This is a genomic window from Okeania sp. SIO2F4 (assembly GCF_010672385.1).
In the GTDB taxonomy this organism is placed as follows: Bacteria; Cyanobacteriota; Cyanobacteriia; order Cyanobacteriales; family Microcoleaceae; genus Trichodesmium.
The window spans coordinates 1-6,882 of record NZ_JAAHGT010000506.1; the positions used below are offsets into that span (position 1 = coordinate 1).

General features: G+C 35.7%; 4 protein-coding genes. 2 read left to right on the forward strand and 2 right to left on the reverse strand.

Going from position 1 to position 6,882, the window contains the following annotated elements:
- Positions 1-1,008 precede the first annotated feature (1,008 nt).
- On the forward strand, positions 1,009-1,200 hold the full coding sequence (locus tag F6K22_RS26015; RefSeq protein WP_293104707.1) for a DDE transposase family protein: 192 nt from the start codon (positions 1,009-1,011) through the stop codon (positions 1,198-1,200).
- A gap of 129 nt (positions 1,201-1,329) precedes the next feature.
- On the opposite strand, the gene ctpC is transcribed toward F6K22_RS26015, so the two are convergent.
- Positions 1,330-2,619, reverse strand: coding sequence for a carboxyl-terminal processing protease CtpC (gene ctpC, locus F6K22_RS26020; RefSeq protein ID WP_293104710.1), 1,290 nt, complete (start codon positions 2,617-2,619; stop codon positions 1,330-1,332).
- A gap of 1,103 nt (positions 2,620-3,722) precedes the next feature.
- On the reverse strand, positions 3,723-4,943 hold the full coding sequence (gene ispG / locus F6K22_RS26025) for a (E)-4-hydroxy-3-methylbut-2-enyl-diphosphate synthase (protein ID WP_293104713.1): 1,221 nt from the start codon (positions 4,941-4,943) through the stop codon (positions 3,723-3,725).
- A gap of 1,439 nt (positions 4,944-6,382) precedes the next feature.
- Here ispG and F6K22_RS26030 point away from each other — a divergent pair.
- Positions 6,383-6,772: a hypothetical protein gene (locus F6K22_RS26030; protein ID WP_293104716.1), complete on the forward strand. Its 390-nt coding sequence runs from the start codon at positions 6,383-6,385 to the stop codon at positions 6,770-6,772.
- The last annotated feature ends 110 nt before the right edge of the window (positions 6,773-6,882 follow it).

Genomic DNA, 6,882 nt, shown 5'->3' on the forward strand with positions numbered 1-6,882 from the left:
TCTTAAACAAAACAAAGTCATAAAATAGCCTCAAATATATATAGGCAGAGTGTTTCACGTCAAAAAGGTATGGGTCCTTAACTGTCAAGGGTTTCAGCCATTTTTATGGCATCGACGTAATTCCCTTGTCTAGACTGAATTTCAGCCATTTTTTCGACCATAAAATGTCCAAGTACCACTGAGTTGATTGACAGAATTAAGTTGCTCTAAGAAGGGAGATATTTCTGAAGGTTGTGAGTTGATTATATTAGACATCTCCGGAAAAGAGGGAGTAGGGAGTAGGGAGTAGGGGGAAAGAATTAATGATTTCTGGACGATAATTGATTTAATTTTTAATTATCACCAGATGTCTATTGTTCTATTTGTCCTAAAATGTTGTTATTTGTCTATTTAACTGTGGTTATAGTTTCCTGGTTTAAGTTTGTAAAGGGTTGAGATTTTGCCGGAGGTTGGTTAAGTCGGTTGTACTCTTCTATTTTTTTCTAAAATCTGGGCAGTTTGGTTAATATCTTGACTTGATACTTGTTTTTCTGCTTTACTGCTGGAAGTAATAGATAAAGCAAATCTTATTCCTAAATAGCTGGGTTTAATTATTTATAAAATAGCGACGAAGATTCAAAACAGTGAAAACCTTTGAAAAAGTATTTTCTAGCTTTATTTTCTGATTTTTAGTTTTAAGGCTTATTTATGCCCACCTAACTTATAGCTAAGGGAAAAGATGACAACATAAAGTTTAGCGAAAAATTAAGGTATAAAGCCTCTCCATTCATGGAGAAAAAGCGGTCGTTTGCGGAGCATGACCTTAGGATGGGATGGCGAGGTCTCCCGAAGAGTGCAGAGCCGCTCCGCTTTTCATGTCGGCGACAGCCGAATCGCCATATCCAATCGACCAAGAAAAGAAAAAAATTCCTTTTACCCAATCCTATCCGTTATAAGAAGAGGTAATTATTAATTATTAATTATTAATTATTAATTGTTGAAATCCCATGTTTTGAATTTGATAATTTTATGAGCGACTCATCACCAAAATTCTATATAATCAAGAAACCAGAGGGTATCTGTGAAATTTTAGCTGCTGAACAAGTCGAACAAAAAAAAGACCCCTATACTGTAGAAATATGGGGTCCATTTAATTCTGTTGATGAAGCAATTACCCGTCGTGTAGGGTTAATTAGAGCTGGTAAGTGTAAGCCACAATAATGAATTGAATTTATCAAAATAATTGGGTCGCGCAACCAAACCTTTTAAAGCGAAATGTTTTTGGAGAGTTGCTCTAATCTCCGTTACAAAAACAACTTCTGATTTCTGACTTCTGACTTCGTTAATGCTCTAGTTGCCAAACTGAGCTTTCTTATTTTGGACAGCAGCAATTTCCTGAGTCAAGATGTCTAATGCTTTTGCGTATTGAGGATCTTCAATAGTACCAATTTGGTCGCGATTTTTCCGCAAACTTTCTTTTTGTGCATCTGTCAAAGATATTTCCACATCTGGTACAATTCCCTCATGGTTAATATCACGACCACTAGGAGTAAAGTATTTAGCGATCGTCACCGCTAACCCTGCACCTTTACCAACACCGCGTACTGACTGCACTAACCCTTTACCAAAAGTCTTAGTACCTACTAATGTAGCTCGGTTGTTATCTTGCAGCGCACCAGAAAGAATCTCACTTGCACTCGCAGAACCTCCATCTACCATAATAACTAATGGCTTATCTGTCAAAGACCTATTATTAGCTTTCTGGCGATCCGTGACACCATTACGATTTACTGTAGAAACAATATCTCCGCGATCTAGCCACATCCTAGCAATTTCGATACTAGCATATAGCAATCCACCAGGATTAGAACGTAAATCTAGAATATAACCAGACACATTCTGAGTTTCCAAATCATCTATTGCCTCTCGCATCTCACCAGCAGCATTCGCACTAAATTGGTTTAAGCGGATATAACCAACTTGACCAAGAGAACTTTCTTTCTGAGAATACTTAACAGGATGAATTTCAATTTTTGCCCGAACAATAGGAAACTCTATTTCCTGATTTTCTCGTTTAATAGTTAAAGTTACTTGACTACCAATTGGACCGCGAATCAGACTTACTGCCTGATTAATATCCATTCCCTCAGTGCTTTGACCATCAATTTTGGTAATAATATCTTTAGCTTGAATACCTGCATCAAAAGCTGGAGTATCTTCTATTGGTGAAATTACTACCAATTTTTTTGTATCCTGGTCTTGGGTTAGCTGAATACCTACACCTGTTAGTTCCCCAGAAGTGTCTATTTGCATATTTTTAAACTCTTCGGGGTCCATGAAACGGGTGTAAGGATCGCCTAACTTTTCTAGCATTTCCCGAATTGCATCATAAGCTTGTTCATCACTGGCATAAGTTTGATCGAGATACTCAGTGCGAGTCGCTTTCCAGTCTACTTGATTGAAAGTACCATCTACATAAGTTTTATCAATAATCTGCCAAACTTGGTCGATTAATTCTTTAGGGTTGTTATTATTTAATGATGCTTGAGAAGAAAGATGAATACCAGCGCCGATCACAGTGACGCCTGTTAACATTAATGCTGTTGCACCAAGGATAAGTCCACGTTTTGCTATAACCATTTTGTTTGTTGAATGAATTTAAATAATTACTACATCATAGCTATATCCAATTTAGAAAGAATATATAACTATTGCTTAGAGTTAGCTTGTTTGGTAAGTTTAAAGTCAAACTTCTCTACTAATAATCTATTGATAAATATAGGGTATAGAAATTTGATAATTTCAGGACTTGCGTACCTAAAGAAGAAACCGGGTTTATTGTCGTGATTATTGTTTTTAGCAATTATGGGAAATTTCGTCTATCAACCCGGTTTTTGCGTAAGTCCTATATTTATTTTTTATTTTTTTACTCTCCTGATTATCTGAATTTAGTTGATCTCAACTTTATTTTTAGGCATTTAAAATTATGGTTTGTTTTTTAGGGACCTCCAAAATAAAAAAATATACAATTACCCTGAGTTTAGGGAGTAGGGAGTAGGGAGTAGGGAGTAGGGAAGAGAGGCAGCAAAACTTTCCAGGTCTAGTTCAAAAATTGGATAATTTATTTTTTGCTATTCCCTTTAAGTTATGGATTTTTTTTACTATCTAAACTATACTATTTATGGCTTGCTGGTTAATTCTCGCGCGCATTGACAGATAAAGGTAAGTGCCTTCTTGAGGTAGAAAAAAGTATCAGGTATCACATCTAAAATTATCAATAAAGTTAGCACTTTGGGCAGACAAGGGTAGAAAACTTTTTGGGAATTTTAGAAATTAAGCAGAGACCACAGATATAGCGTTAAAAACTATTACGTTATAGTTTTTTAACTCTATACATAGTAGCTTTGAGTAAGTCGTGAGTTTCTTACTCACTCTTCTCCCCATGATCTGCTTTTTTCAGCAAACCCTATTTGTATTAAGGTACTTTCGATTAAACAAAGATTAAGAAAGATAGAATGTTTAATCTCAGTAGGTTACGACGGATATTTTCCAATTTCTATAAGTAGATAAAAAAGGATTTAATTTTCATTTTACAAACAGTTTCTTCAACCAACTCCTAAACTAATTAGGGCTGGCTGATTAAATATCAAAGGATTGACAGATAAAGGTTTGAGCAATTTTCAGCCCGGAAAAAGTGGGGTGCAATAAAAATACACTCCCACTACAAACATCTCAATTATAAACTAGGGTTCAACCCAACGCCCATCAGCTTTAATTAAATTAATTAATTCTTCCACTCCTTGAGATTCGGGGACTTTCTTTATTTCTTCCCGCCCACGATATAACGAAATATAACCAGCTTGCTTGCCTACATAACCATAATCTGCATCAGCCATTTCTCCTGGACCATTAACAATACAACCCATAACGGCAATATCCAATCCTGTTAGGTGTTTTGTTGCTTCCCGCACTTGATGCAGAACATCCTCAAGATTGAATAAAGTACGACCACAGGAGGGACAAGCTACATACTCTACCATTGTTTTCCGGAGACCCAAGGCTTGGAGAATACCGTAACAAACTGGAATCTCTTTTTCGGGTGCTTCAGTTAAAGATACACGAATTGTATCCCCTATTCCTTCTGCTAAAAGTGTGCCAATACCAGCAGTAGACTTAATTCGACCATACTCTCCATCCCCCGCTTCCGTCACACCTAAATGTAGAGGATAAGCCATACCTAGTTCATCCATCCGCTTCACCATTAACCGATAAGCAGCGAGCATTACTGGCACCCGTGAAGCTTTCAGAGAAATTACCAGGTTATAGTAGTCTAAAGATTCACAAATTTTGAGAAATTCTAGGGCAGATTCTACCATACCTTCTGGAGTGTCCCCATAAGTAAAGAGCATCCTTTCAGCCAGGGAGCCATGATTAACTCCAATGCGCATGGCTTTGTTTTGGTCTCTCAGAGAGACCACCAAGGGTTCTAGAGTTTGGCGAATTTTATTACCTATTTCTTCAAATTCTGCTTGGGTATATTCATTTCTGCCAGTTTGTGGCTTTTCAAATACATATAAACCAGGATTAATTCGCACTTTATCAACGTGTTTTGCCACTTCCAGGGCTATTTTCATGCCGTTATGATGAACGTCGGCAACCAGTGGCACAGGTTTGTAGATTTCTGCTAATTTCTGTTTGATATCTGCCAGAGATTTAGCATGGGCCATACTAGGAACAGTAACACGGACAATTTCGCAACCTATTTCATGTAAACGTCGAATAGCAGCTACGGAACCGTCAATGTCAAGGGTATCTTCATTGATCATTGACTGGACAACGACTGGATGGCCACCACCGATGGTTATGTCACCTACTTTGACCGAACGAGTTTTTCGCCGATGGATAGTCGTGTCAAAGGCTGGTTGGTTTATAGGAGTTTTAGTTGGGTTTGCCAGGGTTTGCATAATATATCGTTATTTTTCTGTAGCGAACGGCTCAGTAGTCTATTGTTTTCTATCTTTCAGGTTGCCATATAATTGTCACTTATACTCTTTCACGAAAGTCAAAAGTCAAAAGTCAAAAGTCAATATTTTTGACTGTATGAGCTGAAAAATTTAACTGGCAATAATTTCCGGCTATTACTTCCTAAATAAAAGTTATTTATGACATGATTTTTGGATTTTGAATTTGGTTTCTTAATTTGGACAAGGTAGCGATCGCTTGGCTAATGGCCAGATACCCTCGTTGTAGCTAGATGTGTGCCAGTTTAACGAAGTCAGAACTCAGAACTCAGAACTCAGAAGTTGTTTGTGTAACGGAGATTTTGAGCAACTCTCCAAAAACATTTCGCCTCAAAAGGCGGGGTAAATGACCCAATTTTTTTGAGAATCTCATCTATTAAAATCCCAAATTGATAAATGTTTGTTAGAAATAGTATCAGTGACGGGTGAGTAACCCAGATATTAACTACTACAAAAAAGCGGATGCTGCGCTTTATAAAGCTAATACTAATTCACTTTAAAGATGTCACAAATAGTTTTTAACTTTAAAAGTTAAATAATTTCCTGAAATTACTGTAGCATCAAAGTTTTAAGCTTATAAAATCATAATGTATGACTTTTGACTTTTGACTTATAACTTCCGTGAAACGGTATAAGAAGTAGGGGGACGATTCGGAGGGTTGTTGCTGGATAGCATTCAGCTATTAGCTGAAGTCAAAACTATTGGCTGTAAATGATTTTAATTTTATCAATTTTATCAGACTTTTTTGTAGTGCTATAATTGCATTGAATACTTATACCAATTTCATCAAATATTGCTACAGTGGCTCTGTTTTTAGGAGTCAAATCACCCCTAACCCCTCCCTGGAGGGGAACTCAGTCGGTCATTTCAGTTATCAGTTATCAGTTATCAGTTATCAGTTATCAGTAACCTCTGGCTGAACCATCAGGATTGAAATAATGAACTTTTATCTTTTCATCCCCTATCCAAGGGGAGGCTTTAAACCTCTTTTTTTGGTAAGAATTTATAATATTTATTTTTTCTGAGAGTAAAACTGTTCCATGATTGACTAAAAATAGTTTGATAACTATAAAAATTTGTTTTTTGTCCTCAAGAAATAATTTGATTTTTACCCTCTACGTCGGCAGTAAATTTACTAACACTTTTGTAATCATTTTACTGTAACTACCTATGCATGAATTTGGTATTACACTTTGCAGGAAGGAAGGCAGAAGAGAAGAAAAGTTTAGAAGGGAGAATTTTTTTTTGCTCGCGCTCTTAATCCGGAGATGATATAAATAATTGGAAAAGTTTTAAACTTTTCAATCAATGAACTAAAATAACTAGAATAGTTTATTTTAATCATAAAAGAGATAAAGATTATTTCGTCAAGACAATTAAGATGGAAAATACTGAAACTATTAATTTAAGTCTCTTGTTTAATGCACTATTGATTCCTTTAGTGGTTATACTTATAGGTTCTATCGCTAAAAAATTAGCAAGAGGCAGCGGTTGGCAAAGGCAAGATTTTTTCTGGGGAATTGAACTTACTTTATCTTCTATTTCTGGAGGTTTAACATTATTATTTGAATCTAATATTGACGCTCCTAATAATTATCGTAACACCGGAATATTTTTATTATTATCTTTGATTCTTTTTGTATTGATTTTAAGTTTTCATCAAGATTATCAAAATACAACACCAAAAAAAGAATATTTGTGGTTAATTGGGTTTTCTAATATAATAGGTATAGGGTTAATGACTATATTTGTATTTGCTATTAAAAGGTAATGAGTTTAATGATGAATGAACAGAATCAGGATAACTATCAAAATAATGAAGAACTTTCTAGTGCAGAAAAGGACAATACTTTTAAAGACATAGGTATTGCTACAGTTGCT